Raw genomic sequence first — 25,433 nt, forward strand, 5'->3', positions numbered from 1 at the left:
GGGAGTCGATGGGTGAACTCAATACGTTTTTTACTAATCACTTTGAGCTTGGCGATTTTTGCTGCCGGTAGTGCCTACGCTGAGGAGTATCGCATTGCTTTTGTCAATGCCACCAAGGTATTTGAAGAATCACCGCAATACAAAACTGCGAGGGAGCGCCTGCAGACAGAGTTTTCCCGGCGTGAGAAAGACTTGCTGGCCTCACAGAAGCAGCTCAAGCAGCTGGAGGAGAAACTGCAGCGGGACGGTTCGGTGATGAGTGAGTCCGAAGTCAAGCGTCTTGAGCGTGATATCCTCAGTCGCAGTCGCAAACTGAAAAATGCCCAGACAGAGTTTCGTGAGGATCTGAACCTGCGTCAGAATGAGGAGTTCAAGAAGCTGCGTCAGCAGGTTCGTGAGGTCATTCAGGAGGTGGGTAAGAGCGAAAAAATCGACCTGATCGTCTCAGATGGGGTGGTCTATTTCAGCAAAAAGATCGACATATCTGACAAGGTGTTGGAAAAACTGCGTGAACGAAAAGCTGAATAACTCGGATTTTTACACTTGTCCATTCGACTCGGAGAACTAGCTGAGGCGGTAGGTGCTGAGCTGCGCGGAGACCCGGAGATCGCCATTCAAGGGGTCGGTACGCTGCAGCGTGCCACAGAGGGGCAGCTGAGCTTTCTCAGTAACAGCGCGTATCGGTGCTACCTTGCGGAGACCGGTGCTTCAGCAGTCATTCTGTCGCAGGAGGCCGCAAGCGACTGTAGCGTGGCCGCACTGGTCACCGACAACCCCTATCTGGCCTATGCACGGGCTGCCAGCCTGCTTTTTCCTGTTGCGGAAGCCGCCCCGGGTATTGCCGATTCTGCGGTGATTGCTGCATCGGCTGAAATCGACAAAAGCGCCTCGATCGGCCCCTGCAGCGTCATCGGTGAGCGAGTCAGGATTGGTGCCGATGTGGTTATCGGCCCAGGCTCAGTGATCGAATCGGATTGTGAAATCGGCGAGCAGACAAGGTTGGTGGCGCGAGTTACCCTATGCCATCGGACTCGAGTCGGCGCCCGCTGTCTGCTACACCCGGGTAGTGTATTGGGCGCCGACGGTTTCGGTCTGGCCAACGATCAGGGTCGATGGGTCAAAGTGCCTCAGCTGGGAAGGGTCTGGCTCGGGGATGATGTGGAGATTGGTGCCAATACCACGGTTGACCGGGGTGCTCTGGAGGATACGATCCTGCATGATGGTGTTAAGCTCGATAATCTGATACAGATCGCACACAACGTGGAGGTGGGCGAGCACACCGCGATGGCGGGTTGTGCGGGTGTTGCCGGCTCGACGAAGATCGGTCGGAACTGTACTATCGGTGGTCAAACCGGTCTGGTAGGGCATATCACGATCGGTGATAATGTACACATTTCAGGTGCGGCCCTGGTTTCTCGTTCATTTCCCGAGGCAGGCTATTACAGCGGTAATCTTCCCGCGATGGAAAATAGTGCTTGGCGAAAGCTGATTGCCAGGCTCAGACGCCTTGATAATATGGCTAAGGATCTGAAATTATTGAAAAAAACAGTGAAATCTCTCACTGGAGAGTCATTCAAATGAAACGTTTGAGTCATGGGAGGGTAGTTTGATAGCGATGGACATCAACAAGGTGCTGAGTCTACTGCCGCACCGTTACCCCTTTCTGCTGATCGATCGGGTTACCGAGTATGAAAAAAATACCCGCTTGCGGGCGCTGAAGAATGTCACCTACAACGAACCCTTTTTCAATGGACATTTTCCGATTCAACCGGTCATGCCCGGTGTCCTGATCGTAGAAGCGATGGCCCAGGCGACAGGCCTGTTGGCGATGGAATCCAATCCGGAAACAGTGAATGAGACCACCATCTATCTGTTTGTCGGTATCGATAAAGCACGTTTCAAGCAGCAGGTAGAGCCAGGCGATCAGCTGATCATCGATGTGCAGCAGAACAAACTCAAGCGGGGCATCGGTTTCTTTACCTGCTCAGCGACTGTGGATGGCCGTACTGTGGCCACAGCAGAGATCATGTGTACTGCCCGGGAGATAGGCAACTGATCGACTCACGCGCAGTTATAGATCCACAGGCGGAATTGGATGAGGGGGTCACCGTCGGACCCTTCTCGATCATCGGTCCTGACGTGAGCATCGGCGCTGGTACGGTGATCGGGCCCCATGTGGTTGTCAATGGGCCGACCCGCATCGGCAGGGACAATCGCATCTACCAGTTTGCCTCAGTCGGTGAAGATCCCCAGGATAAGAAATATGCGGGAGAACCGACTTCTCTGGAGATCGGCGATCGGAATGTGATTCGGGAGTTTGCCACCCTGCATCGTGGCACGGTTCAGGATCAAGGCGTCACCCGCATCGGCAACGATAATCTGCTGATGGCCTATATCCATGTAGCCCATGACTGTGTCTTGGGTGATCATGTGATTTTGGCCAATGCGGCCTCACTGGGTGGCCATGTGATGATTGACGACCATGCCATTCTGGGAGGCTTTTCCAAGGTTCATCAATTCTGTCGTATCGGCGCCCACAGCTTTTCCGGAATGGGATCTGCGATCAATATGGATCTACCCCCCTACATGATGGCAGCTGGGCAGCCGACCAAGCCCCACGGCATTAATCGTGAGGGGTTGAGCCGGCGAGGTTTCAGTAAGGATGCCATCCGGCAGATCAAGCGGGCTTACAAAATTATCTATCACTCAGGACAGCGTCTGGAAGCAGCACGTGAGGAGATCGAAAGTCTGGCCACGGAGACTCCTGAACTGAAGATTCTTGTCGATTTCCTCTCCCATAGTGGAAGAGGCATTCTGCGATAGACATTCTGTCGAATGCCTTCAGAGCACCCTCTGATGCAATCCGCAAACCAGCCAAAAGCAATAAGAGTCGGCATCATCGCGAATGAGGTCTCCGGTGATCAGTTGGCTGCTGCCTTGATCCAGGCTTTGCAGGAGCGCTCGCCAGAGGTGGTCTTTGAAGGTATGACCGGTCCACTGATGGAGGCAGCCGGTTGCCGTTCCCTGGCCAGCATGGATCCGGTGATGGGGCTGTTTGAGGTGCTTGGTCATCTGCCCGGTTTATTGAAAACCCGCCGGCAACTGATCAGCCACTTTCTCAATGATCCCCCGGACCTGGTACTCGGCGTGGATGCACCGGATTTCAACCTGGCGCTGGAGACCCGACTCAAGCAGTCGGGCATCAAAACCGCCCACTGGGTGAGCCCCACTGTTTGGGCCTGGCGGCAGGGACGGGTTAAAAAATTGCGCCAAGCGGTCGACTTAATGTTGTGTATCTTCGATTTTGAGGTTGATTTTTTGCAGCAGCATCAGGTGCCGGCCGCTTATGTTGGCCATCCGCTTGCAGATCAGATTCCGCTGCGGCCGACAGATCCGATTGAGCTCAGAAGTAAACTGGGATTGGCGCCCGAGTTGCCGGTGGTTGCACTGCTCCCCGGCAGTCGGATGAGTGAAGTGAGTCGGTTGGCTGAACCATTTGCAGAAACGGCCTGTTGGTTGAAGCGGCTAAAACCTGAACTGCAGTTTGTCGCACCGATGGTCAATGAGACAATCAAGCAGGCGTTTCAGGCTGCCTTGGCAAAGCAGTCACCGAGTGTGGATGTGAAACTGCTTGACGGTGAACCCAGGCTGGCGATCGGCGCCGCAGATCTGGTTTTGACCGCTTCAGGAACCGCTACGCTAGAGACCTTGTTACTGAAGAAACCGATGGTTGTCGCCTACAGATTGTCACCACTTACAGCCTGGTTGATCCGTCGATTCAAGCTGCTTAAGACACCCTATGTGGCGATTGCCAATCTGCTGTCAGAGAAGATGCTGGCGCCGGAGTTTCTACAAGAGGCCTGTCAGGCAGAGTTGATGGGGCAGGCGATCATCGATCTGTTGGATGATCCGCAGCAGCGTGAAGAAATTGCGAAGACTTATCAACAGATTCACCAGCATCTGCGGCAGAATGCGGCACAAAGGGCGGCGGATCTGGTTCTCGATTTGATTGGCCCGAAAACGTGACGAGGCAGGCCCAATCCGGTAGTTAGTGAGGTCGCCGCCAGATTAGTTAGGGTCTGTAGAAGCAGCTGAAACATTAACCGATAAATTGGCCTTTATTGGTTTTCGATCGTACCTGGCAGAAAGTCGATAGAAGGAGTCACATTTCAAGCAATGGCTACACTACTACACGAGCTGATATTTGAGTCTGCCATCGACAGGCCGGAACAGCCAGCGCTGCAGTATAAGTCCTCGCTGCTCAACTACGCGCAGCTGGAGCGTCAGATTCGGCTGTTTGCCGGTTCACTGCAGACAATCGGTATCGAACCCTCGGATTGTGTCGCCATCTATCTGCCGAAATGTCTTGAGAATGTGATTGCCATCTTTGGCACGCTGGCCGCCGCGGCGGTATTCGTACCGATCAATCCGGTACTCAAGCCCCATCAGGTGTTGCATATCCTGAAAGATTGCGATGCCAAGCTGTTGATCACAACCTGCGGTAAATATCGTGCTTTGGTTGATGATCTCGATGAAGCTGTGGATCTGAACAATCTGGTGGTGATTGACGATTGTGATATCAGTGAGGCTACGGCAGGCGTGCAGCATCTCTTCTCATGGGATGGCTTTATGCATCTGGATCAGCCGCAAGGTCTGCCGCAAATCAATGACACCGATCTCGCCGCTTTGCTCTATACATCCGGCAGTACCGGCAGACCCAAAGGCGTCATGCTGAGCCACCGTAACATGGTGATCGGTGCGAAGAGTGTGGCGGAGTATCTGGATAATCGTCCCTCTGACCGGATTCTGGTCGTCCTGCCACTCAGTTTCGACTATGGGATGAGCCAGCTGACAACCGCGTTTCTGGTGGGCGCCACGGCGGTATTGATCAACTATCTGTTGCCGATGGAGGTGATCAATACCCTGGTTAAAGAGCGCATCACCGGCCTTGCCGCAGTGCCACCACTCTGGAATGCGCTGGTTGAGCTGCAGTGGCCTGCAGAAGTCGCAGAGCACCTCAGGTATATCACCAGCTCCGGTGGTGTGGTGCCGGTGGAGACGACAGAGCAGTTGCGACGTAATCTGCCGAATACGGATATCTATCTGATGTATGGTTTGACCGAAGCCTTTCGCTCAACCTATCTGCCGCCGGACCAGCTTGATCGTCGCCCAACCTCCATGGGGCGGGCGATTCCCAATGCCGAAGTGAGGGTATTGCAAGATGACGGCAAGCCCTGTGAAATCGATCAACCTGGTGAGCTGGTACATCTGGGTCCATTGGTGGCCCAGGGTTACTGGAAAGACGATCAGGCCACCCGGCAGCGGTTTCGTCCGATTCCCGACAGCTCGGATCAATCGAATGCTGTCTGGTCCGGTGACATCGTGAAGCGGGACAGTGAAGGCTATCTCTATTTCATCAGACGAGCCGATGATCAGATAAAAACCTCGGGTTATCGGGTCAGTCCAAATGAAATTGAATCAATTTTTCAGGCTACGGGATTGTTGAACGAAGTGGTGGCCCTGGGGATGCCCCATCCAGTGCTGGGCCAATCGATTGTGCTGATTGTTTCACCCAAGCTTGATCAAGGGGTTACCGAAGAGTCGTTGATCAATCTCTGTAAAAAACAGTTGACCAGTTATATGATTCCCAGCCGGATCATATTTCGTAGCACAATGCCAACCAATCCCCATGGAAAACTGGACAGAAAGTTGATGGCGCAGCAGTTAATGGACGAAATCGTCGATCAGTAACCAGCAGAATCCTATTTGAAACTCCCGCTCTTATGAATGATAAAAAGAAATTGCCTATTGCCCAGCTTATTGCTGGAGTCGATGAAGTCGGCCGGGGTCCTTTGGCCGGTCCGGTCGTGGCGGCTGCCGTCATACTTCACCCTGAACTGCCGATTGAAGGGCTTGCCGATTCAAAGAAGTTGAGTGAAAAGCGGCGTGAGTCTCTCGATCTGATCATCCGTGAAAGGGCCTACAGCTGGTCACTCGGACGTGCGGAGGTGGAAGAGATCGATCGTATCAATATTCTACAAGCCAGTCTGTTGGCGATGAAGCGGGCGGTTGAAGGGTTGGCGGATGCCCCCGGTCATGCATTGGTGGATGGTAAGCATCTGCCTCAATTGAGTTGCAGTGCCGAAGCGGTGATCGGTGGTGACAGTCGTGTTGAGGTGATCAGCGCGGCATCGATCATAGCCAAGGTTGCCAGGGATAGAGAGATGGTTGAGCTGGATCTACAGTATCCCGGTTATGGGTTGGCCAAGCATAAGGGTTATCCCACCAAGCAACACCTTCAGGGATTGGAGGATCTGGGGGTCTCTCCCATCCATCGCCGATCTTTCGGACCGGTGAAGCGACTACTGGATTGAGGCAAATTCGCTTGCCTGGATCTTTGGGTTCCTATCCGCCATTGGACGCCAATAACTGCAAATCGTACTTGGCTTTTTTTCAGCTGATGAACGCAAATAGTGCCGATGAACAGATGTGGGTGTGATTGGTTGATATCCACTGACTATCGGACCGGCTGAGATTTTAGTTGATGCACAATTTCGGCCCGCGTCAGAATCACCGAACATCACCCCGATCTTTTATTGGTGACTGTTTGTGGTAATTGGCGTCGATTCGCGGCTTAACTCTCTCGATTAGAAAAGTACGCGTCTCAGCCCATTATTCGTCCTGCATAGCCTTGAGTGATCTGTCTTGATCGGGCCGATTGGATTCGTGTTAACAGGCCCTGGTTGGATGAATTGGCTCTCCTGGGCTAGGCTTTTCTCCTATCTGTATCCATAAAAAATGTTTGCCTGATTGATTTGACTGCTGTTGTCCAAAGTTGATGCTCAAGGCAAGCGAATAACTTCAGGAACAACAATGAACAAAATTGCCATTTTTGCTTGGGACGAACTCGAACCGCTTAACCCTACTTATGCATTGGTCGCTGATGTGGACCTGGTTGTTATCCGCTGGCAGGAGGGGGATCAGGTCTCTGTGTTGTATGGGCGATGTGCGCATCGTGGCGCATTGATGGCGGATGGCCGTATCGAGGGTGAGGATCTGATCTGCGGCCTGCACGATTGGGATTACGGCTATAAAACCGGGGTGAGTTCCTATAATCCGGCTGAGAAACTCAATCGGTTTCAAGCTTGGGTTGAAGCAGGGCAGGTCTGGGTGGATGAGGATGAGATCAGGGCTTGGGCACAACACAATCCTCAACCCTATCATCGTGAGCGCTATCAGGGGCTCTACAAGGATCTGCATGGCGGCCCTGAGGAGCCTCACTATAAATATATCCAGCATCTGGCTGAGCATGGTCTGTCGAAGGTGGGACATCACGGGCGGGTCAGTGCCATGGGTGTGCCCCGGGATCAGCTGCCGAAGTGGGAGCAGATCCAGTTATTGACGGCCCAGTTACATCGGCTGCCACTGCTTGACGACCATCCGGTGGGAACCGAGGTGGTGATTGGTCCCAAGGCCGAAAGACCGCTCCATCTGGATCGTCCCCTGTTCGTCTCCGATATGAGTTTTGGTGCGCTCTCTGAAGAGGCCAAGGTCGCTCTGGCCAAGGGTGCGGAGCTGGCGGGTACCGGTATCTGTTCCGGAGAGGGGGGCATGCTGCCCGATGAGCAGGCTTCAAACAGTCGCTATCTCTATGAGCTGGCATCAGCCCGTTTCGGCTATTCAATGGAGAAGGTGAAGCAGTGCCAGGCATTTCATTTCAAGTGTGGGCAGGGGGCGAAGACCGGGACAGGTGGGCATCTGCCGGGTAGCAAGGTCAAAGGCCGTATTGCCGAAGTCAGAGGGCTGGAGGAGGGAAAGTCGGCCGTCTCTCCAGCAAGATTCCCTGATTGGCAGTATGTTGAGGATTACCGGCGTTTTGCGGCCGAGGTTCGCCAGCAGACCGGCGGTATCCCGATTGGCGTCAAGCTCTCCGCGCAGCATATCGAAAGGGATATCGAGGCCGCACTGGAGATTGGGGTCGACTACATCATCCTGGATGGTCGGGGTGGCGGCACCGGTGCTGCGCCACTAATCTTCCGTGACAATATCTCGGTGCCGACGATTCCCGCACTGGCCAGAGCGCGTCGCTATCTGGACAGAAAGGGCAGGGATGATGTGTCACTGATCATTACCGGTGGCCTCAGACTACCGGCAGACTTTATCAAAGCACTGGCACTGGGCGCTGATGCGATTGCTCTTTCCAACTCGGCCCTGCAGGCGATCGGTTGCCTGGGCATGCGTGCCTGCCACACCAATAACTGCCCGGTGGGTATCGCCACCCAGAAAGCGGAATTGAGAAAGCGCCTGAAGATCGAGAAGGGGGCCGAACAGCTGAATAACTTCTTCCGTGCCTCAACCGAATTGATGCAGGTGATGGCGCGGGCCTGCGGCCATGATCACCTGAACGGATTCGCTCTGGATGATCTGACCACCTTTGATCGGGAGCTGGCTCATCTCGCCGGTATAGCTTATGCCGGCGTCTATTCAGGCTGAGCCCTTGATGTCAAGCAATGCGGAAAACTCCGGCAGTAGACAATACTTTTCAATCAGCTGCCGGAGTGTCTGCTATCGTCTGTTAAATATTGGATAGCGCTTCAATTCCTTGTTCAATGTTCAGCTTTGTGGCTGCTTCGGTAGCCAGCATGATTCGGTTTACCGCCATGCTTTCATCATCTCGGGTCTTCACAGCAGAAGTGACAATCGATCTCTTCCAGACTACCTCGTCAGAGCTGCCATTTTTCAGCGCCCAGGCTATCTCAACATTAACAGTCATATCTTTACCGGCAACAGGTTGCCCGACTTTGACAATGAACAGTTCCAGTTTGTAATCAGGATTCTTATCAACCACCTGCTTGAAAAGCTTGGTTTGTACGATGGTATCCTTGACAGCATTCAGCAGAGTCTCATTGGGTACTTCATTGATGCCAAGAGGGTCCTTTTCCCGGCCACCGGAAACTGAAACCGAGAGGGTGTCGTTGAAATGTCTGCCAACTGTAGTGCCTTCCGGTGTAATTCCCTCTGATGTCAACTGCTTGGTCTGCGCGCATCCTGTAATGAGGAGAAAGATTATTACCAGTATCAGAACTCTGGATTGGTTGATTCCATTCATTTTATTCACCCTTTTCAATTTTCAATAGCATGGCGTCGATGGTTTCCGATGCCATCTCTTTGGTGGACTTGCGGGCGAGAGAGGTACGAATTGTCTCTCCGGCGACTATCGGGTAACGACTTTTAGCGTCACGAAATTCAACATTGAGTTGAATCAGATAATTGGACAGATCCCAAAACCAGCGATCTTCATAGGTAACCAGAATATCCGAATCAGAGGCTATTTTTGCTGCTGGACCGTGAGTGGCCTGATAGCCTTTCTCCCGTAACAGTTCACTGATTTCGGCATCGATATTTCGCTTATCCTGAGGTTGGTGGATGACATAGAAGCTCTGGATGGCGGACTGGTCCCGGTTCGGGACAAGCTTTGTAATATGGCTGACTACAGAGCATCCGGTGAGAAGTGTAAAAGCGGCAATGACTATCGTTGTTAGGCTGTATTTCATGTGAATTCCCTTTCTGCCAGAGAAGTGAAGTGTGAAGATTAACCCCTAACAAAGGACATATCCAGAGAGGGGGTTTGATGTCGATCAGTCAATTCGAGATAAATCCCGTGCTAACTGGAAAGATAGTATTTTAATTCAATGTCAATTTGAGGTTAGGCCTGCATAGGAATTGCTCGGTTTATCGCTAAACTGAGGTATGGTTATCCAGTTGAGAAATAGAAATTGCAAATACGATATCGAGTCTCTTCATGATGTTGCGCTGTGGTAGAAAATTGAGTGAACCCGTGCATAAAGAGTTTGCTGAAAAAGTAGGTTGAAGCCTGATCTTATGAGTTGATTTCAGTCAGCTAAAAAGTTGATGGCACTGGTATTTACACTGCCGGCAATCTATTCTGGCAACGTTCTCACTTGAATGTAGAAGTATCCCCCCAGATTTTAAAGCTTTGTATAGGCGAGGCTGATTGGGGTGGTTGATCATTTGGATGGGTTAATTGAACAGTAGAAAAATATTCCTCGTCCTGACATTACTGATACTGCTCAGCGATCTGATCTTTGTCGGAATCAACTACTATGCCAGCCGGCACGCCTTGAATCTGACCCTGGATAGTAACGGCAGGAATCTCAAGCATGCGTATCAGCTCACGCTGGAGCTTGTTTATGAGAACATGTTGCAGATCTCAACCTATATCGCCAGTCAGCAAAATGTTCAGCAGCTGTTTCTTGCCGGTAAACAGGCGGTTGCTCAGGAGGGTGGCGGTGCCGGTCGGGCGCTGGCGGCAGATGTCAGGGAGAGGCTCTATCGGTCGCTGATACCCAGCTGGTCGCCACTGATGGAGGAGTACGGCGCCAGACAGCTCCATTTTCATCTTGGTCCCGGATCGCTCAGTTTTCTTCGAGTACACAAGCCGAAAAAATTCGGTGACCGAATGGATGATGTTCGCCATATCATTGTCGACAGCTTCAAGCACAAACAGGCCAAGGTCGGTTTCGAGATCGGCCGGATATATGCCGGCTTGCGCGGGGTGACACCGGTCTGGTCAACGGCAGGGTCGGACGCTCCTGAGTTGATCGGGGTGCTCGAAGTCGGTTCCTCGTATCAAACCGTACTCGATAAGATCAATCAACAAACCGGTGTTGAGATGATGGTGCTGCTGAATCAGGAAAAAGTCCACATGGCCATGTGGCCGGAATCGATCAGAAAGCAGATCGTCAAACTGTCGAGCGAGTCGTCCTGTTACATTGAGGCCATTTCAAACCCTATTGTCTCCGAGGTGCTGGGTAATTGCGAAGTGCTGGAGCCCTATAAACATGAATTACGCACTTTTACACTCAGTCACGGTGACCGCTTTTATGGCATCACACACTTTCCATTGCATGACTACCGCTCTCAAGCCGCTGGTGAAACTCAGCAGGTCGGTATGGTGGTTATGCTGATGGATGTCAGCGAGGCTGTTCTGGCAAACAAGCACCAATTGAAGCTCAACCTGGTCTATGCGGTCGTCGGTTTTGCCGTGATCGAGATGCTTCTCTATCTGGTGATCGTGTATGGATCCAGACGGGTCCATTCACTCATCGATCAGCAGACGGATGAGATCCATCGACTGAAAGAGTTCTATAAACACCGCTCAGAGCGTGATAGCTTGACCGCCCTCTACAACCACCGCTACTTCAATGAACGACTTCTACAGGAGATGAGCCGAACGAGACGCTCGACTGCCCGGCTTAGTTTGTTGATGTGCGATCTGGACAATTTCAAGGCTATCAATGACCGTTTCGGACACCTGGCGGGCGATGCGGTTCTTCAGCAGGTCGCAGCGATCATTCAGCAACTGGTACGCCAAAGTGATCTTGCAGGGCGCTACGGTGGTGAGGAGTTTATAATCGCCCTGCCCGAAACAGCCTTGCAAGATGCTGTGGGTATTGCTCAGCGTTTGGTCCAACACATTGCCGATCTGGCTTTGGATGAGCTCGATGGTCAGCAAGTCACTGCCAGTGTCGGTGCCGCTATGTGGGATGGTCAGCAGAATCTCAATGAGCTGATTCAAAATGCCGACAGCGCACTCTACAATGCGAAACAAAAGGGTAAGAATCAGGTCGTGTCCTTGCCATGATTTTTCATGTGTCTGGCTGGTTTATCTAGAAAAATCAATATATTATCACCTTGAGATGGTGGTCGAATGGGTACGGCGAAATGGCACATCGGCCTGCGTAATCAACTTCCCATTCGATCATGCAGACTCATCTTTTGAGCTCGAATCGGGTTAGAATAGCCGGGCTTGCAGGTAGCAAAGGTTGAAGCTGATTTTCGGTTGAGTAGTGGGGTTCGGAAAAGGCTGATCACTACAACTCCCTCACATCAACAGGTCACTGGGGTGACATGACAGTTAATTTTGTACATCTTCGGGTCCATTCAGAGTATTCGCTGGTTGACGGCCTGGTGAGGGTCAAGCCGCTGGTCAAGCAAGTGGCGGAGCAGGGGATGCCTGCCGTGGCCCTGACCGATCAATCCAATCTGTTTGCCCTGGTGCGTTTCTACCAGGCGGCCCTGGCCGCCGGAGTCAAGCCGATCGCCGGTGTGGATGCCTGGATCCGCAACCCGGATGATGTGAACACCCCTTTCCGACTGGTGCTGCTGGTGCAGAATCAGGCGGGTTACAAGAATTTGACCCGACTGGTATCCCGTAGCTACCGGGAAGGCCAGCATCTGGGTCGGCCACTGATGGAGCGGGAGTGGCTGGAAGGCAATACGGAGGGCCTGATCGCTCTCTCCGCCGGTCGGTACGGCGATGTGGGGCGGGCACTGCTGGCGGAGAACGCCACGCAGGCGCAGCAGCTGCTGAAGGGTTGGCTTGAGCTGTTTGGTGACCGCTACTATCTCGAACTGCATCGGACCGGGCGTGCGGATGAGGAGCGCTGCCTGCATCAGAGTGTGGCGTTGGCAACTGAATTCGGGGTGCCGGTGGTGGCCACCAATGACACCCACTTTCTCCAGCAGAGTGACTTCGATGCCCATGAAGTGCGGGTCTGCATTCATGAAGGCCGTACCATCGACGATCCGAGGCGGCCGAAAAACTATAGTGATCAGCAGTATCTGCGCAGCCCGGAGGAGATGGAGGCGCTATTTTCCGATATTCCCGAGGCGCTGCTAAACAGCGTGGAGATCGCCAAGCGCTGTACCATTGAGCTGACTCTGGGGAAGAACTTTCTGCCCGATTTCCCGATTCCTGAAGGCATGACCATCGATGAGTTTCTCGAAGCGGAGTCGCGCAAAGGTCTCGATTGGCGCTTGAATCATATCTTTGATGCCGGGGCAGCTGAGTTTGCCGAACAGCGCAAGGTCTATGACGAACGTCTGCAGGTGGAACTCGATGTTATCAACTCGATGGGTTTTCCGGGCTACTTTCTGATCGTTGCCGACTTCATCCAGTGGGCTAAGGACAACGATATTCCTGTCGGTCCCGGGCGTGGTTCAGGCGCCGGCTCCCTGGTTGCCTACGCACTCAAGATCACCGATCTCGACCCAATCGAGCATGAGCTGCTGTTTGAGCGATTTCTGAATCCTGAGCGTGTCTCGATGCCTGACTTTGATGTGGATTTCTGCATGGATAAGCGAGACCAGGTAATCGACTATGTGGCGCATCGCTACGGGCGGGACTCGGTTTCTCAGATCATCACGTACGGCTCCATGGCGGCCAAGGCCGTGGTGCGGGATGTGGGACGTGTGCTTGGTCATCCCTACGGTTTTACCGACCGGGTGGCTAAGATGATCCCCTTCGAGATCGGCATGACCCTGGATAAGGCACTGACTGAGAGTGACGATCTCAAACAGTCCTACCAGACCGATGAGGAGGTGGGTGAACTCATCGATATGGCGAAAAAGCTGGAGGGTTGTGCGCGCAATGCGGGCAAACATGCAGGTGGTGTGGTGATCTCGCCAGGCCTGCTCACCGATTTCACTCCCCTCTACTGCGAGGCCACCGGCGAGGGGCTGGTGACCCAGTTCGATAAAGACGATGTGGAGAAGGTGGGGCTGGTCAAATTCGACTTTCTCGGTCTGCGTACCTTGACGATTGTCGATTGGGCGCTGAAGGCGGTCAACGCAGATCGCCTCAAGCAGAACCTTGAACCTCTGGATATCAATGCCATCGCCATGGATGACGAAGGCTCTTTCAAGTTGCTGAAAAGCGCTCAGACCACAGCGGTATTCCAGCTTGAATCCCGCGGCATGAAGGAGTTGATCAAGAAGCTGCAACCCGACTGCTTCGACGATATTACCGCACTGGTTGCCCTGTTCCGACCCGGGCCGTTGCAGTCGGGCATGGTGGATGATTTCATCAATCGAAAACATGGCCGTGCTGAAGTCGCCTACCCCCATCCGGATCTGGAACCGATCCTGAAGCCCACCTATGGCGTTATCCTCTACCAGGAGCAGGTGATGCAGATCGCCCAGGTGCTGGCCGGCTACTCGCTGGGTGGCGCCGATCTTTTGCGTCGGGCGATGGGTAAAAAGAAACCCGAGGAGATGGCCAAGCAGGGAGAGATCTTTCGCAAAGGCGCGGTGGAGCGGGGTGTTGAGGAGAAGACAGCCACCTACATCTTCGATTTGATGGAGAAGTTCGCCGGATACGGTTTCAACAAATCCCACTCGGCGGCCTATGCTCTGGTCTCTTATCAGACCATGTGGCTGAAAGCCCACTATCCGGCTGCCTTTATGGCGGCGGTCTGTTCGGCGGATATGGACAATACCGATAAGGTGGTGCCGCTGATCGAAGAGTGCCGGCGCATGAAACTGAAGGTGGAAGCACCCCAGGTCAATCTCTCCCACTACAAGTTTACCGCAATCGATGATCAGACCGTGGTTTACGGTCTGGGTGCGATCAAAGGGGTTGGTGAATCGGCCATCGAATCGGTGATCCAGGAGCGGGAGAGTCACGGGGTATTCGAAGATATCTTTGAGTTCTGCCGGCGCATCGATCTGCGCAAGGTCAACCGACGGGTGTTGGAGTCACTGATCCGTGCCGGTGCCCTGGATGGTCTTGGTGCCAACCGGGCAACCCTGATGTTGCAACTGCCCCTGGCGTTGAAACTGGCGGAGCAACACCACGCCATGGAAGCGGTCGGACAGAACGATCTGTTCGGCATGGGAGAGCCGCAACCGGCGGAGGCGAGTCATACCCAGGTGATCCCCAAGGATGTGGATGAGTGGGAGGAGGAGCAGCGTCTGCAGGGTGAGAAGGAGACCCTGGGGCTCTATCTTACCGGCCATCCAATCGATCGCTATCTGATAGAGCTGGACTCTATCTGCAGTAGCCGTATCGGTGATCTGAGTCTCGACGGTGCGCCGGCCGGAGGACAGCGTCGCCGGGGGGTTCCGGTGGTTGTCAGCGGTCTGGTGGTTACCGCTACCCATCGTCAGACCCAGCGTGGCCGTATGGGCACCCTGCTGCTGGATGATCGCAGCGGACGCATCGAGTGCACCCTGTTCAATGAGAACTATGAGCAGCATCGGGATCTGATATCGGCGGACAAGATTCTGGTGGTTTCAGGGTTGCTCAACTACGACGAGTTTCGTGGCGGGTTGAGTATCCGTGCCGATAATCTGTTGACCATAGAGCAGGCCAGATCACACTACGCGCGGCTGCTGAATGTTCACATGCGAACCGATCAACTGGAACCGGGGCAGCTGTGTGAAAACCTGCAGCAGACACTCTCCCCCTATCTTGGCGGGACCACCGGGGTGAGACTCCACTATCGGAATGCACAGGCCTGCGGCGATATCCAATTGGGCAAGGATTGGCGGGTCAATCCCACGGATGAACTGCTGAAGCGCCTGGAGCAACTCTTCGGGGTTGGCTCGGTCAGTGTGGGTTATCGGAACTCCGCGGGTCAGGCCGCCTTTGCCAAAGAACAGCCACCGGCCGCCAATCGACAAAGACCGGCCAGCGGTGGCTGAGCAGATTCAAGGCTGTTGACAGCTCAGCCTTTGCGCATGATATAGAAGTTGTTCTGGATATCGTGATCGAGCTGATGCACGGCGACCGAATCAAAACCGGCAATGCTCAACATCTCCAACGCCTGCTCTTCGCCCCACATGGTGCCCAGACCTGCCCCGCCATTGGCCAGGGAGACGGTCATGCAGTGCATGGTGGAGAGGGTATAGAGCAAGGGGCCGATGGGATGATCGATATTTTTCTCCAGATGACTCGAAGCCCTGATGTCCTGCATCAGAAAGGTGCCACCTGACTTCAAGGTTTTATGTATGCCGTTGAGAACGCTTTGCGGTGTGGTCTGATCGTGAATGGCATCGAAGGCGGTTACCAGGTCGAACTCATCCGTTTCCGCTCGCTTTTCAAATCCGCTCAGATCACGTTGTTCGAATCGGAGGTTGTCCAGCCCCATCTGCCTGGCGACATCACGGGCATAGTCGAGCGCCTCTTCTGAGAGCTCATAACCGACAAACCGGCTGTTGGGAAAGCGGGCGGCGAGATGGCAAAGCGCCCGGCCACGGCCACACCCGATGTCCAGAACCCGGATACCCGATTCGAGTGATGGGATCAGTGGTTCGATCAGCGGCAGGATATGTTCGTCCAGGGCCGCCAATACCGTCTGGCCACTGTCGTCCGCCATCACTTCATGAAAGCGTGGGTAGTGTTCATAGCCAACTCCGCCGCCAAGGCGAAAACAGTCGATCACTTTATCCTCAACCTGGCCCATCAAGCCGATATACTGGGCGAATACCGCCATATTGTCGGGAGAGGCAGAGCGGGTCAGCAGGGCGGCATGACTGTCAGGCAGGCTGTAGTGCTGCTGTTGTGGATCGTAATCCAGGATGCCTCCCGATACCATGGCGGCAAGCCACTCTTTGACATAGCGTTGATTGAGGCCGGTATGATTGACGAGTTGGGACAGCGTGGTCGCCGGGAGTTCTGCCAAGGCATCGAACAGGCCGGTACGATGACCGATCGAGACCATCAGGGAGAGCGCGCCCTGATTCAGCATATCCATCATTTGGTCGGCAAAGGCCTCGACGCTTTTGCCCTGGGTGGGCATGGGTATACAGGCATTACACATTTTGATTCCTCCGGTGGTTTGAATTCTGTGTGCGGTAACCCTAGCCTAGGTGAAAGGATTTTAAGCAGACAATACAGCTATGGAAATTAATTTATATGACTGTAAACCAATGAATATAAAAGAAATAATATGATTTGATTGATGGGTGGCCTGCCGCTTGAGCTACAATTGGGCCGGGTTTCTGACCTGTGGTATAAAATCAACAGATAAAAACCGGGAAACGCGTTTAGACTTGGAGCCAACTATGCCCCGTGACGGTACGATTACCCGCAACAAGATTATGGATGTAGCCCAACAGATGGTGCTCAATGTTGGACTCACCGGTACCTCGGTAGATAAAGTCATCGATGAGGCCGGGGTGACCAAAGGGACCTTTTTCTACCATTTTAAAACCAAGCATGATCTGGCGGCGGCCCTGATCGAACGTTATGCCGATCAGGATCAGCACCACTTTCATGACTATATGGCAAAGGCTGAACAGTTGGCCCGGGATCCACTGCAGCAGCTACTGATCTTCATCGGCCTGTTTATCGAAATGACGGAGCAGCTTGAGGATCCGTTTCCCGGTTGCCTGTATGCGGCCTACTGTTATCAGAGCGGCGCCATCTCAAAAGGTGTGATGGGCAGAATCGAGGAGATGATGCACTTCTGGCGGGACCAGTTAAGCCATAAACTTGATGCGGTCAATGAGCTTTACACACCCCAGCTACCGGTCACGCATACTCAGGTTGCCGATCATTTGCTGACCACTTTTGAAGGTGCTTTTGTGCTGTCAAAAGTGATGAATGAACCTAAGCTTGCATCCGAGCAGCTGATTCAGTGTAGAAATTACCTGGAGCTACTCTATCGGGCAGACGCGTAGTCTGACGAGAGAGATTGGTTGCCATCATGGATAGCGTCGGTATAACCGCAGTCCATCCAGCGGGATAACATCCATGGATTATGTTTCCGCCAGGCTGCCACCGACGATCTTTTCACAAGTTCCCCTCAACACCAGCATCCAGACATTGCGCTGCGCATTGGTAGTGGAGGAGCTGGCACAGCTGGTACCCGACCCTGTCTGCAAACGTGAGTTACTCGAGGGGTGTGAAAAGTGCCACTTGGTATTCAATCGGAACAACCAAACGTCACACTTCGCACCTTGTTTGACGCTATTGCTGGAGTACCAGGCTCTCTGTAAGGCCAGACTGATTCAGTCACATCCATCCTGTTCGATGAGAATCTCGCCAGTCAGCGGGTCCTGTTTCGGTAAGCCCGCACTGTCGGTGATGATCACACTGGTGAACATCATTGCATCAATTCGATTGAAATGCCGATCCAGTGCAGAGGAGATCTGTTTGTCCGTCAATCCATCGTAGATCATTACCTGTCCTGCAGACTCCGCTCGAACTTCACTCTCAGAAGGTGACATGAGTCGCCGCATCTGCCAGTCATCGGGATCGAATTCAGCAGAGACAGCCTGGCAGTTTGAGACTGTGATCAGACTGATCACGATGGGGATAAAGGTTATGTAGCTAGCTTTCATTTTGACTCCCCCGGAGCTTAAGAAGCGAAAAACCGTTAGCAAGAACTACATGGGTGACCGATAGATTACACCTGGCTGTTTATTAAGATGAGTAACTATTGCCATTTGAATGTGTGAAGTATGCGCATCTGCATCAATAGCCGTATTGATCAGTAAGCGCCATTGGGAAGGTCAGAGGGAGTATCAACAGGAGAGGTGGCTTCCCGATTTGTCAGGGGAGGGGATTGTGCAATCAATCCAGTTGCAATAGTGCGTTGACGCGGCCCTTAAACAGATTGCCTTTCGCTTCGTCGTCGATATCCAGCACCATGTTATCAATTAGCTTATGCACACTATTGAGGCTGATTTGTGTGGGTTGGGATTTCATATATTCATCACAGACAATTCTGGCTATCGGGCCGACGAACTCGGTCGATTCTTTGACAACAATCTCACATACTTCATTTTTATTGAATACTCTGCCCAAGCTAGATTGATTGTTTATGGGTTTTGAGTTTGTTGACTTGTGATTGGTGCCTTTAGGCCGGCTTTTCCTTTCGTGGCTCCGTGTATTGATCAGTTTCAGTATTTCGGGTGTGGTTGGTAGCGTCTGTTTGCCTATGGTCAGTTTAAGTGAAGGGTTGAAACTCATCCTGCCACTGTCGATCAAACGAATCGCCTCAATGGCCTCTGCGCCCCGATGTTCACCAAAGGCTAGCCAGCTGATTTCGCCGCGATTCATGACAATACGCGCAGATAAGCCGCTGCTGAGGTTGTAGAACACCGTCCCGCTGGATCTTTCTCTGCATAGGGTGACCAGTGCCTTGATGAATTGTCGATGATCAAGAATACCGCCGTCAACCATGTTGTTTTCCCTTATGTGTACATGAAATCCATATCAAGCGACTCGTTTTCAGTTAAAACGCGATTGTAATACGGAAAGCATGGATGTTATGACCGATGTTTTCCCGGTGCTGAGAGAGTACACACCACTTTGCAGGCCTGTATGCATGATACAGCGATGCCGCTTGGCCGGTTGTGGTTGAGGAGATAAGACGAGGTTGTGTTGAGCGTTTGCAAACGATTGAGTTTTTCCAAAGTAACAATGATTTCCAGTTTGTCTTCTACAGGCACTCTGTATCAGCGTGGTTGGTGAGTAACTGATGGAATCCGGCATGCTTACTTGATCCGATAGAAGATCCTTCTAATTCTCCGTTAAATGTCTGCGGTTTCCATACACGCAATACTTCAGAATAGTTAGACTATCAATTGATCCTTGTGTGTCATGCATTGGTTCGGTGACGAGTAAAAGTATAAAAAGTCACCGGAACGCGTAATTACAACATCAATTGTATGTCATTTCACTATTCAATTAGCCCAATTGTCAATTATTTTTAAGGATTTAGAGTGACTAAAAAATAACGCTGTTATATTAATAGGCCTTCGAATCGATATTGAAAATATGAAAAACAGTTGTAATCTCAATTGGCTTGGATGATAAGAATTCGCCAGTTGTATCGCTTCTTAAGCGAAACTTAATCCACAATCACTACCGCTTACCAATCTTCACCCGAGAGAAGAGTTCTTGTGGTACTTGGCGGTCACAGTTGAAGGTGTAATCATCCTGCCTCCAATACCCAACAAGCCAGTGACAGTGTATGCGATTCTAAACGCCATAAATTCCGTAGTCTGGTATCGGCTTAGGTATCCAGCAGTGGATTAGGCAACGGATCGTGAAACTGCCGCTGCTTTTGAAAGACTGGAATATCCGAGTTTTCAGTCATCGCCTCGGTCTGCCTGGGATAGACTTCAGATCGGGAGCTATTGGCTCTCACTGGTTCATATGACCGATTAACGCCATGCCTCAATCTCATTCCTATCTCATATAATCATCGCTCCATCTCTTTGTAACTATCACCTTTGTCGTCCGTCATTGGTGAGAGGCTTTGATCTCGATGGCGCTTGAGCTGTTGCGGGTTGTGGTCAGCTCTGCTTTCAGAGCGGTAATACAAATCAGCTGATTGACACATGGGGTATACTCCATGCTGTTGAAGGTATCTGACAATAGACAAATTCAAATATAGCTTTCGAAATGTTCAGTCGATCTATAAGATCTTCTCTGTTCTGCAGTTTTGTGTCGATCTCTTACGCCGCGTCGGCTCTACATCGACTCTTCGATTGCCGGAGTCATAGTTCAACCAACTTGAGTAATGGAACATTATCCAATACCCGATATGGGACCGGCCATGCTACTGGTTTTTTATTTATCAGAACTCCATGACTAATCATAATCTCTATCTTCGACTTGTTGGTGATCGCTTTGAAAAAGCGTCAGACCAACCCTTTCTGATTACGCCAGGGCGCCGACCGCTTCTGTTTTCAGAGTTGGACAGAATGACCGGCCTTATCGCGGCAAGACTGCAGTCGCTCGATGTCGATCCTGGCGATCGGGTGATGGTGCAGGTGGCGAAATCGCCTGAATCAGTGCTTGTCTATCTGGCCTGTCTGCGTGTCGGCGCCATCTATGTCCCGCTCAATACAGCCTATACTCCGGCCGAGGTCAGCTATTTTATCGCGGATGCAAAACCACAACTGTTTATCTATCAGCCGAGAGAGCGGGAGAGCTTGTTCACGCTGCCCCAGGCGTGCGATGTGCCTCATACCAGAACCCTGGGTAGTGAAGGCGATGGGGATCTATTGGTTGGCATAGAAAGTTTGGCGCCTGAAGTGTCTGTGGTAGAACGAGAAGCCGACGATCTGGCGGCAATCCTCTATACTTCGGGCACAACCGGTCGTTCCAAAGGCGCCATGTTGTCGCATCATAATCTGGCCTCGAATGCAGAGGTGCTTCACGGTTATTGGCATTGGCAGGACCGATATGATGTGTTGCTGCATGCACTGCCGGTGTTTCATGTGCATGGCCTGTTCGTAGCGTTGCATTGTGCGCTGTTGGGTCAATCCTCGGTACACTTTCTTGCCCAGTTCAATCCGGATCAGATTATAGATTCTCTGCCTGACTGTACGGTCATGATGGGTGTGCCGACGTTCTATACAAGACTCCTGAGTGATTCGAGGTTGACTGATCAGTTATGCAGTAAGATGCGACTGTTCATATCCGGTTCCGCTCCTTTGTTGGCGGAGACCCATCGTGAGTTCGAACAACGTACCGGATTTCAGATATTGGAACGATACGGCATGACAGAAGCGGGAATGATTACCTCAAATCCCTATCATGGCGATCGTCTGGCCGGCACAGTCGGCTTTGCGCTGCCCGGTGTTTCTGTGCGCATTGTCGACAACAATGGAGATGAAATGCCTCGGGGTGAAACCGGTGTGTTGGAGTTGAAAGGTCCAAACGTTTTCAAGGGCTATTGGCAGAAGCCGGAAAAGACCGCTGCAGAGTTCCGTCAGGGCGGGTGGTTCATATCCGGAGACAATGCAATCATGGACCAGACTGGCCGTATTTCCATCGTCGGTCGTGCCAAGGATCTGATCATCTCCGGAGGTTACAATATCTACCCGAAGGAGATTGAAGCGGAAATCGATACCATCCCAGGGGTGGCGGAGTCTGCCGTAGTCGGTGTGCCCCATCAGGATTTCGGTGAAGCTGTGGCAGCCATCGTGGTCAAGGATGGCAGTCGTCAGCTTGATGAACAGGAGATCATTGAACCTCTGCAGGGGAGGCTGGCACGCTTCAAGCAACCCAAGCTGGTCTTTTTTGTCGATGAGTTACCGCGTAATACCATGGGCAAGGTGCAGAAGGCACAGTTGCGCGACACCTACAAAGAGAGTTTCAGTTCAAAATGAATGGTAGCCCATTGGAACAGCGCATCCGCGAAGGTATTCCGATCGCAGCACAGATGGTGTTTCGTGTGCAATCCCTCACGGATGTTGGGATTACGGTTGCTGGTGAAAGCGATGAGAACCATAACGGTCATGGCACCGCATTTGCCGGTTCTCTCTATGCGATCGCCACTCTCTCCGCCTGCCTGAGGGGCAGAACTGGTAATGGCAAGAGGTGAGATAGATTACCGCAAGCCGGTAATCGGTGATATCGTTGCCCACTGCAACATAGAGAGAGACCTTCGACAGCTTTCTCCATCATCTGCAACTGAAGGGCAGGGCGCGCCTCAAGGCGGCGTCCACAATAGAGAGCGATACAGGAGTGGCTGCTGAATTCAGTGGATTACTCCATGCTCGCGTGAGACAGGCTGCAGGTGCGGCCGATTGAATTCGCCGGCCCTTCAGTAACCGCTGTCGTGTAGGTCCGATGTGAAGTTTTCAGGAGCATAAAATGCCGACATATGATTACAGATGTGAGGCCAATGGCCGGGTGGTTGAGGTCAGCCATCGAATGAGTGAAGAGATTCATAATTGGGGAGAACTCTGCGGCAAAGCGGGTATTGAAGCAGGGGATACTCCGGCTGAAAGCCCGGTGAAACGTCTCGCCACCGGAGGTAATGTGATAACCGGCGGAGTTGGCAGTGATCCCGTTCCCCCCTGTGCAACCGGCGGTGGATGTCCCGGCGGTAGCTGTGGGATTGGTTGATCTCAGCTAAGAGCCAGAGGTAATTGGTCTAAGTCAATAACTTCTTAGGCTTTTTTTTCACCCGCTCCGGCCTGTATCAGCATTCAGGCTGGGCTGTCCCAATCGGCTGTTTTCCGGTATATTTCCCGTTATGGACCTGAACTTTCTAGAATTCGAACAACCGATCGCAGAACTCGAGGCGAAGATTGAAGAGCTTCGCCTGGTGGGCAGCGATAATGAAATCAATATCCAGGACGAGATCACCCGACTGGAAACCAAATGCCAGTCGCTGACAGAGTCGATCTTTTCCAACCTCAAGCCGTGGGATATCTCCCAGCTTTCACGTCATCCACAACGGCCCTATGTGCTCGATTATATCGATCGGATCTTTGATGAATTCCATGAGCTGCATGGTGACCGCGCTTTCGCGGACGATCATGCCATAGTCGGTGGAATGGCCCGTCTGGAGGGGCGTCCGGTGATGGTGATCGGCCATCAGAAAGGGCGTGACACCAAGGACAAGCTGCATCGGAATTTTGGCATGCCCCGCCCTGAGGGCTACCGCAAGGCGTTGCGACTGATGGAGCTGGCCGAGCGTTTCAAGCTGCCGATCATGACCTTCATCGATACACCGGGAGCCTATCCTGGTGTCGGTGCTGAGGAGCGGGGGCAGAGTGAGGCGATTGCACGTAATCTCAAGGTGATGTCCGGTCTGAGAACGCCGATTATCTGCACGGTGATTGGCGAAGGCGGTTCCGGTGGCGCCCTGGCGATTGGGGTCGGTGACCGGATTTTGATGCTGGAGTACAGCACCTATTCGGTGATTTCGCCGGAGGGGTGTGCCTCGATCCTGTGGAAGAGCGCAGAAAAGGCGCCCCTGGCAGCGGAAGCCATGGGGATTACCTCCGATCGGCTGAAAGAGCTCGGATTGATTGATGAAATCGTTGCCGAGCCCCTTGGTGGAGCCCATCGGGATATCGAAACCATGGCGAAAAACCTCAAGCATGCGCTGCTCGAAGGCATCGACAACATCACCAGTATGGCCATCGACAAGCTGCTCGATACCCGCTATCAGCGATTGATGCAGTACGGCCAGTTCTCCGGGGACTAATCCCCAGGGATCTGCCGTGTCCCTCTCACCTGACCAATTGAAACAGACTCTCGACAGCCTGCCACAGGCAGGCTGTTGTTATCTGGCATTCAGTGGCGGTCTGGACTCGTGCGTGCTGCTCCATCTACTGCATGAGCTTGGCCCACAGCTCCCTTATCCCCTGCAGGCGATACATGTCCACCACGGTTTGCAGACCGGAGCGGATGCCTGGCAGCAGCACTGCGAAGCGGTGTGTGCCGACTATCGCATTCCCCTGATCTCCCTGGAGCTGGATCTGGTACCGAAGAAGGGTGACAGTCTGGAGGCTGTGGCCCGCGAAGCCCGTTATCAGGCTTTGGCCCGACAGCTCGCACCCGGCGACCTGTTACTTACAGCTCAACACCAGGATGACCAGGCGGAAACCCTGTTGCTGCAGCTGCTGAGAGGTGGTGGTCCTGCCGGTCTGGCGGCAATGCCTCTGCTCAGCGAATTCTCTACGGGCTGGTTGGCAAGACCCCTGTTGCATGAATCCAGGCAGTCGATCGAGGCCTATGCAGAAGAGAAGGGGCTGCATTGGCAGGAGGATCCATCCAATCAGGATCAGCGGTTTGATCGCAACTTTATCCGCCACAGTGTGATGCCTTTGCTGCAGTCCCGTTGGCCGTCGGCTCCAATGACCCTCGCCCGGTCTGCTCGCTTCAGCGGTGAGATGCTGAGCCTGGCTAAGGAAGAGATGGCCGTGGAGCTGGAGCGGGTAGAAAACTCCCCGTCTGGCAGCCTCTCGGTGGCGCTGTTGAGGGAGATGTCTTCCGTGCGGATCAGGCACCTGTTGCGCTATTGGATCGATCTCAACAGGGCGCCAATGCCCAACTCAAAAAAGCTGATGCGGATTGAAAAAGAGTCGATTCACGGGCGCGAGGATGCAAAGCCGTTGGTTGCCTGGAGCGGCTGGGAGATTCGCCGCTATCGGGATGATCTGATCCTCAGACAGAGCAGACCTGCGGAATCCCTGCCGGAGTCCATCGTCTGGCAGGATAAAGAGAAGCTGGTACTGCCGGGTGGACTGGGAACCCTGGTTGCGACAAACGGTTCAACAGGCCTGGATAGACAGCGTTGGCAGCAAGGAAAGGTTGAAGTCAGATTCCGCCAGGGAGGAGAGCGCTGTATTCCAGCCGGTCGTAGTCATCACAAGTCCTTGAAAAAGCTTTTCCAGGAGAGTGGTGTGCCCCCTTGGGAAAGGGATCAAACACCCTTAATCTATATCGATGGAGAGCTGGCTGCTGTTCCCGGAATAATGATCTGTGAAGGATTTTCGGTGGCTGACAACGAACAGGGGGTTCTGCTTCAAATGTCCCTAAGCACCACCGAATTGTGATCCTGGCATAGACGCTGGCTCTGCTTCAACCATCCTGCAATTTGGCCTGACGTGCAATCGCTTCATTGAGCCAGTGCATGAATCAGCGGATCTTCTGTTCTGTCCAGCTTTGCGCAGATGGCGTGTCCGGCTTAATTCTTGTTTAAATACTAAGCAGACTGAAGAACCCGAGATTTCATGGATTAACGGACTCATGTTTCCTGGCTACCGACAAGCAAAATTGAAAATGAATAAAATTGTCGTCCATTGGGAAAGTTAGACCAATCACCGGCGTATTTTAGAATCAGCGGTTATCAAACTATAATTGCTTT

General features: G+C 52.7%; 22 protein-coding genes. 16 read left to right on the top strand and 6 right to left on the bottom strand.

Annotated elements, in window-relative coordinates; translation table 11 throughout:
• The first annotated feature begins 12 nt into the window (after positions 1 to 12).
• The 8 genes from AC4IE8_RS12910 to AC4IE8_RS12945 all read left to right on the top strand — a co-directional run bounded on the left by AC4IE8_RS12910 (position 13) and on the right by AC4IE8_RS12945 (position 8,493).
• Positions 13 to 528 carry an OmpH family outer membrane protein gene (locus tag AC4IE8_RS12910; protein ID WP_083226048.1) on the top strand — a complete coding sequence of 172 codons (516 nt, stop codon included), beginning with the start codon at positions 13 to 15 and terminating at the stop codon, positions 526 to 528.
• 15 nt (positions 529 to 543) lie between these two features.
• Positions 544 to 1,581: a UDP-3-O-(3-hydroxymyristoyl)glucosamine N-acyltransferase gene (lpxD, locus tag AC4IE8_RS12915; RefSeq protein WP_068991274.1), complete on the top strand. Its 1,038-nt coding sequence runs from the start codon at positions 544 to 546 to the stop codon at positions 1,579 to 1,581.
• Between the two features lie 34 nt (positions 1,582 to 1,615).
• On the top strand, positions 1,616 to 2,056 hold the full coding sequence (fabZ, locus tag AC4IE8_RS12920; RefSeq protein WP_068991819.1) for a 3-hydroxyacyl-ACP dehydratase FabZ: 441 nt from the start codon (positions 1,616 to 1,618) through the stop codon (positions 2,054 to 2,056).
• Positions 2,029 to 2,823 carry an acyl-ACP--UDP-N-acetylglucosamine O-acyltransferase gene (lpxA, locus tag AC4IE8_RS12925; RefSeq protein ID WP_490791190.1) on the top strand — a complete coding sequence of 265 codons (795 nt, stop codon included), beginning with the start codon at positions 2,029 to 2,031 and terminating at the stop codon, positions 2,821 to 2,823. The genes fabZ and lpxA overlap by 28 nt, the downstream gene beginning before the upstream one ends.
• 33 nt (positions 2,824 to 2,856) lie before the next feature.
• On the top strand, positions 2,857 to 4,026 hold the full coding sequence (gene lpxB / locus AC4IE8_RS12930; protein ID WP_490791191.1) for a lipid-A-disaccharide synthase: 1,170 nt from the start codon (positions 2,857 to 2,859) through the stop codon (positions 4,024 to 4,026).
• A 150-nt stretch (positions 4,027 to 4,176) separates the two neighbouring features.
• On the top strand, positions 4,177 to 5,751 hold the full coding sequence (locus tag AC4IE8_RS12935) for an acyl-CoA ligase (AMP-forming), exosortase A system-associated (RefSeq protein WP_490791192.1): 1,575 nt from the start codon (positions 4,177 to 4,179) through the stop codon (positions 5,749 to 5,751).
• Between the two features lie 32 nt (positions 5,752 to 5,783).
• Positions 5,784 to 6,374, top strand: a complete 591-nt coding sequence (gene rnhB, locus AC4IE8_RS12940; protein ID WP_068991292.1) for a ribonuclease HII — start codon at positions 5,784 to 5,786, stop codon at positions 6,372 to 6,374.
• A gap of 499 nt (positions 6,375 to 6,873) precedes the next feature.
• Positions 6,874 to 8,493 (top strand): glutamate synthase-related protein, encoded by a 1,620-nt coding sequence (locus tag AC4IE8_RS12945; RefSeq protein WP_068991295.1) that lies wholly within the window; start codon positions 6,874 to 6,876, stop codon positions 8,491 to 8,493.
• Positions 8,494 to 8,575: 82 nt separating this feature from the next.
• Here AC4IE8_RS12945 and AC4IE8_RS12950 read toward each other — a convergent pair whose 3' ends face one another.
• A complete protein-coding gene (locus tag AC4IE8_RS12950) occupies positions 8,576 to 9,109 on the bottom strand; it encodes a hypothetical protein (RefSeq protein WP_068991298.1) in 534 nt (177 codons plus the stop codon).
• A gap of 1 nt (position 9,110) precedes the next feature.
• Positions 9,111 to 9,554, bottom strand: coding sequence for a hypothetical protein (locus AC4IE8_RS12955; protein WP_068991302.1), 444 nt, complete (start codon positions 9,552 to 9,554; stop codon positions 9,111 to 9,113).
• A gap of 491 nt (positions 9,555 to 10,045) precedes the next feature.
• Here AC4IE8_RS12955 and AC4IE8_RS12960 point away from each other — a divergent pair, with 491 nt between their 5' ends.
• Both AC4IE8_RS12960 and dnaE read left to right on the top strand, forming a co-directional pair.
• Complete coding sequence (locus AC4IE8_RS12960) at positions 10,046 to 11,665, top strand: sensor domain-containing diguanylate cyclase (protein ID WP_068991306.1); 1,620 nt, start codon at positions 10,046 to 10,048, stop codon at positions 11,663 to 11,665.
• A gap of 266 nt (positions 11,666 to 11,931) precedes the next feature.
• Positions 11,932 to 15,507: a DNA polymerase III subunit alpha gene (dnaE, locus tag AC4IE8_RS12965; protein WP_083226050.1), complete on the top strand. Its 3,576-nt coding sequence runs from the start codon at positions 11,932 to 11,934 to the stop codon at positions 15,505 to 15,507.
• Positions 15,508 to 15,530: 23 nt separating this feature from the next.
• On the opposite strand, the gene AC4IE8_RS12970 is transcribed toward dnaE, so the two are convergent.
• On the bottom strand, positions 15,531 to 16,625 hold the full coding sequence (locus AC4IE8_RS12970) for a class I SAM-dependent methyltransferase (protein ID WP_490791193.1): 1,095 nt from the start codon (positions 16,623 to 16,625) through the stop codon (positions 15,531 to 15,533).
• A gap of 244 nt (positions 16,626 to 16,869) precedes the next feature.
• Here AC4IE8_RS12970 and AC4IE8_RS12975 point away from each other — a divergent pair, with 244 nt between their 5' ends.
• Complete coding sequence (locus AC4IE8_RS12975) at positions 16,870 to 17,487, top strand: TetR/AcrR family transcriptional regulator (protein ID WP_068991315.1); 618 nt, start codon at positions 16,870 to 16,872, stop codon at positions 17,485 to 17,487.
• Between the two features lie 78 nt (positions 17,488 to 17,565).
• On the opposite strand, the gene bufA1 is transcribed toward AC4IE8_RS12975, so the two are convergent.
• The 3 genes from bufA1 to AC4IE8_RS12990 form a co-directional block, all read right to left on the bottom strand.
• Positions 17,566 to 17,736, bottom strand: a complete 171-nt coding sequence (gene bufA1 / locus AC4IE8_RS12980; RefSeq protein WP_490791194.1) for a BufA1 family periplasmic bufferin-type metallophore — start codon at positions 17,734 to 17,736, stop codon at positions 17,566 to 17,568.
• Between the two features lie 81 nt (positions 17,737 to 17,817).
• Complete coding sequence (locus tag AC4IE8_RS12985) at positions 17,818 to 18,150, bottom strand: hypothetical protein (RefSeq protein ID WP_068991319.1); 333 nt, start codon at positions 18,148 to 18,150, stop codon at positions 17,818 to 17,820.
• Between the two features lie 232 nt (positions 18,151 to 18,382).
• The gene (locus AC4IE8_RS12990) at positions 18,383 to 18,994 is read right to left on the bottom strand and encodes a DUF8082 domain-containing protein (protein WP_068991320.1); all 612 of its coding nucleotides are present in this window, start codon (positions 18,992 to 18,994) and stop codon (positions 18,383 to 18,385) included.
• 1,412 nt (positions 18,995 to 20,406) lie between these two features.
• Between AC4IE8_RS12990 and AC4IE8_RS12995 the strand changes: the two genes are divergently transcribed.
• The 5 genes from AC4IE8_RS12995 (at position 20,407) to tilS (ending at position 25,122) form a co-directional block, all read left to right on the top strand.
• Positions 20,407 to 21,936 carry a malonate--CoA ligase gene (locus AC4IE8_RS12995; protein WP_490791195.1) on the top strand — a complete coding sequence of 510 codons (1,530 nt, stop codon included), beginning with the start codon at positions 20,407 to 20,409 and terminating at the stop codon, positions 21,934 to 21,936.
• On the top strand, positions 21,933 to 22,151 hold the full coding sequence (locus tag AC4IE8_RS13000) for a YiiD C-terminal domain-containing protein (protein WP_068991327.1): 219 nt from the start codon (positions 21,933 to 21,935) through the stop codon (positions 22,149 to 22,151). Before AC4IE8_RS12995 ends, AC4IE8_RS13000 begins: the two co-directional genes overlap by 4 nt.
• 272 nt (positions 22,152 to 22,423) lie before the next feature.
• Positions 22,424 to 22,678, top strand: a complete 255-nt coding sequence (locus tag AC4IE8_RS13005) for an FmdB family zinc ribbon protein (RefSeq protein ID WP_068991330.1) — start codon at positions 22,424 to 22,426, stop codon at positions 22,676 to 22,678.
• A 130-nt stretch (positions 22,679 to 22,808) separates the two neighbouring features.
• A complete protein-coding gene (gene accA, locus AC4IE8_RS13010) occupies positions 22,809 to 23,768 on the top strand; it encodes an acetyl-CoA carboxylase carboxyl transferase subunit alpha (RefSeq protein ID WP_068991333.1) in 960 nt (319 codons plus the stop codon).
• Between the two features lie 16 nt (positions 23,769 to 23,784).
• The gene (gene tilS / locus AC4IE8_RS13015; protein WP_490791196.1) at positions 23,785 to 25,122 is read left to right on the top strand and encodes a tRNA lysidine(34) synthetase TilS; all 1,338 of its coding nucleotides are present in this window, start codon (positions 23,785 to 23,787) and stop codon (positions 25,120 to 25,122) included.
• Positions 25,123 to 25,433 lie beyond the last annotated feature (311 nt).

The organism is Candidatus Thiodiazotropha sp. AKAK2 (assembly GCF_058244685.1).

Coding starts and splice junctions, on each gene's coding strand:
- fabZ (WP_068991819.1), top strand. CDS start 1,616: ATGGACATCAACAAGGTGCTGAGTCTACTGCCGCACCGTTACCCCTTT.
- lpxB (WP_490791191.1), top strand. CDS start 2,857: ATGCAATCCGCAAACCAGCCAAAAGCAATAAGAGTCGGCATCATCGCG.
- AC4IE8_RS12935 (WP_490791192.1), top strand. CDS start 4,177: ATGGCTACACTACTACACGAGCTGATATTTGAGTCTGCCATCGACAGG.
- rnhB (WP_068991292.1), top strand. CDS start 5,784: ATGAATGATAAAAAGAAATTGCCTATTGCCCAGCTTATTGCTGGAGTC.
- AC4IE8_RS12945 (WP_068991295.1), top strand. CDS start 6,874: ATGAACAAAATTGCCATTTTTGCTTGGGACGAACTCGAACCGCTTAAC.
- AC4IE8_RS12950 (WP_068991298.1), bottom strand. CDS start 9,109: ATGAATGGAATCAACCAATCCAGAGTTCTGATACTGGTAATAATCTTT.
- AC4IE8_RS12955 (WP_068991302.1), bottom strand. CDS start 9,554: ATGAAATACAGCCTAACAACGATAGTCATTGCCGCTTTTACACTTCTC.
- dnaE (WP_083226050.1), top strand. CDS start 11,932: ATGACAGTTAATTTTGTACATCTTCGGGTCCATTCAGAGTATTCGCTG.
- AC4IE8_RS12970 (WP_490791193.1), bottom strand. CDS start 16,625: ATGTGTAATGCCTGTATACCCATGCCCACCCAGGGCAAAAGCGTCGAG.
- AC4IE8_RS12975 (WP_068991315.1), top strand. CDS start 16,870: ATGCCCCGTGACGGTACGATTACCCGCAACAAGATTATGGATGTAGCC.
- AC4IE8_RS12985 (WP_068991319.1), bottom strand. CDS start 18,150: ATGAAAGCTAGCTACATAACCTTTATCCCCATCGTGATCAGTCTGATC.
- AC4IE8_RS12990 (WP_068991320.1), bottom strand. CDS start 18,994: ATGGTTGACGGCGGTATTCTTGATCATCGACAATTCATCAAGGCACTG.
- AC4IE8_RS12995 (WP_490791195.1), top strand. CDS start 20,407: ATGACTAATCATAATCTCTATCTTCGACTTGTTGGTGATCGCTTTGAA.
- AC4IE8_RS13000 (WP_068991327.1), top strand. CDS start 21,933: ATGAATGGTAGCCCATTGGAACAGCGCATCCGCGAAGGTATTCCGATC.
- AC4IE8_RS13005 (WP_068991330.1), top strand. CDS start 22,424: ATGCCGACATATGATTACAGATGTGAGGCCAATGGCCGGGTGGTTGAG.
- accA (WP_068991333.1), top strand. CDS start 22,809: ATGGACCTGAACTTTCTAGAATTCGAACAACCGATCGCAGAACTCGAG.